Genomic DNA, 2,528 nt, shown 5'->3' with positions numbered 1-2,528 from the left:
ACGTTCCCGTGAATTGGCGCGTAGAACCAAGACGACCGACAAATTGACCGTGTGGAAATTGGAATACTCGCTCTCTCGATTTGGTCAACAGACGCAATGCTGGTTGTCGGCCGTGCGGAGTAGCGTTTTTTCAGAGCCCTTGTTCAGACGCCTATCTGCAGAGCGAACCTGAGAATCGGACCGGCTGATTCGCAGTCGTCGGGCGATTCACGCCAATCGCATCGAACCAACGATCGGCCTCAGGCTGGAATGCCCCCAACGCCGATGAATCGCGTAATATTGAAACGGTGAGCGTTTGCCGGGTACCATTGTTCGATTGATGTTCAAAGAAAGACGGGAACCATGCGATGATGCGGAGTCGCCGAGGACGGTTCTGGAAGACGTCCGGTCCAACGTGGCGACCCGCATATCGCCGAACGTTACCCGACCGATCCACCGCAAATCTCAGGAGCCCGAACGTCTTCGACCACTTGCACACACTTTTCACGATCGCAAGGCCACTTCTCGCACGATACACCACTGCTGAGGAGTGTGGCCAAGGCAATTGCAACGTCATCGCCGAGCTGCATGACGATCCAAACTTCGAATTCACCGCTGAAATGCTACATGACGCTGCCGCCGATGCATCGTTTGCTGGAGATGCTCCGGTCATTGATTATTCCATGATCGAAGATGTCCAGATCAACTTCGGCTTGTCCATCACTGTAACGTTTCGAATCTGCTTTTTTACAGAACTTGGCCATTCCGATTCTCCTGCTCGCTTTTCAATCATTGCCGAAGAACCGTCCACAGAGACGTTTCGAGTCGAGTATGGCTGCGGATTGCTCGATGAACATGGACGATTCTGGTATCCTCGCACCGACAAACACGTTGGAAGATACGACATGCCTCCGGCCTCGAATGATCAATGGGCATACTTTCATTCAAAACGCTACGGCCATGGGCTATCCGAGTTTGTTCGCGGACAAACCAGATGACGGGTAACCAAGCGATGGACACGGAGCCGCGGAGTCAGGTTTTTTCACGTGGATGATCGCTCGCCGCGGCCCGGTCATCGCCGACGTTCGTCGGCACGATCAAACCGGAACGTTCGATGCGGCCCCGAGCTGTCGACGGTGATGATCGAAGCGAACCACCAAATTAATCGCGCTGTTCAACCCGGGTTCGGGTGGAAGCGGCTTGAATCAGATGCCATGTCTGCTGCATGACACGTTCCGACTGCGAAAACAACGCCGACGGATGCAACGTCCCGCGGCAGACCATTAGCCGGCACGACAATGTCATGTGAAATGCAACTACCGACAAACCAGCACCGCACCGACGCCGATCCATACACATGGAACGCCCCACGGGGCCGTCGCTAGCCGGTACGATGACGTTCATTGAATCACCGCTGCAGACACCAACACCGACCGAGGCAGTCGACGAACCATGGGATGCACGCGGAGGCCGCGAGTCAGGTTGGATCGGGATTGCTGGATCATTCGCGCGGCCCCGGTGATCCCTACCGTTATTCCAATCGACCTCGGTCATGAGATTCCGACTTTCGACCCTTTTGGCTCTTGTATGTATCGCGGCCCTTTTGGTCTTTTTTATCCATGGATGGCTTGAGAAACGCCAAATGAGGCAACTCGCCCTGGAACAGAGCGACTCGGAGCTGCTCGAGTTGCACAGTTCCTATTTCAAAAATCAAACAAGCAACCCAAAACTCCTCTCTGCTATGAAGAAAGCAATTCTTTCAGTTTCCTCAGGCAGAGATGTTAGCGTCCAAAGAACAGAACGGGGCTTGGTCTACTCGCGTGTATATCGTGCGGGAGTTGAGTGTCGAGCGTGCCACTTGCCAGAGAACGATGAGATGACCGGTATCATTGCGACGCTCCGGCTGAACGCAAGGGATGTCCGCAGAAAAGTGGAATAACAATCAAATCCACCGAAGTCGCCGAGTCCGGTTTGTTTATGAATTCAAGTCAATCGCGGCGACTCGGTGATTTGTGACGTTCCCGCAACATGCTTCGTAAAGATAAGACGATCGACGAAATGACCGTGTGGGTTACGGAGCATCGACTCGTTCGGTTTGGCCAGCAAGCTCAACGCGAGATGATGCCGTACGGCGCAGCGTATTCTCGAAACTCATGTTCAAACGCCTAGCTGCGGAGCGAACCTGGAAGTCGGTTCGTTGGCGTGAGAGGTGATGCAGTTCCCATTCGAGCAACCGCTGCCTGACGCCTGGCTGGAATGCCCCCAACGCTGAGGACTCGCGTGATGTTGGAACCGCGAGCAGTTGCCGGTTACCATTGTCAGACCGATTTTCAAAGACAGGCGGGAACCATGCGATGATGCGGAGTCGCCGAGGATGGTTCTCGAAAACGTCAGGTCCAACGCGGCGACCCGCATATCGCCGGACGTTCCCGTGAATTGTCACGTAGAGCCGAGACGACCGACGAAGTGACCGTGTGGTTTACGAAACACTCGCTCTCTCGATTGGGCCAACAAGCCCAACGCTGGACGTCTGACGTACGGAGCAGCGT

General features: G+C 54.7%; 1 protein-coding gene. It reads left to right on the top strand.

Annotation, left to right across the window (positions count from 1 at the left end; translation table 11 throughout):
* Positions 1 to 470: 470 nt before the first annotated feature.
* Entirely contained in the window at positions 471 to 977 is a 507-nt protein-coding gene (locus FYK55_RS28620) for a hypothetical protein (RefSeq protein ID WP_150080042.1), read from the top strand.
* Positions 978 to 2,528: the final 1,551 nt, after the last annotated feature.

This window comes from Roseiconus nitratireducens (assembly GCF_008629675.1).
GTDB classification, from domain to species: Bacteria; Planctomycetota; Planctomycetia; order Pirellulales; family Pirellulaceae; genus Stieleria; species Stieleria nitratireducens.
Note: the sequence above shows the minus strand (reverse complement) of the source record. Positions and strands in the feature narration are given on the sequence as shown.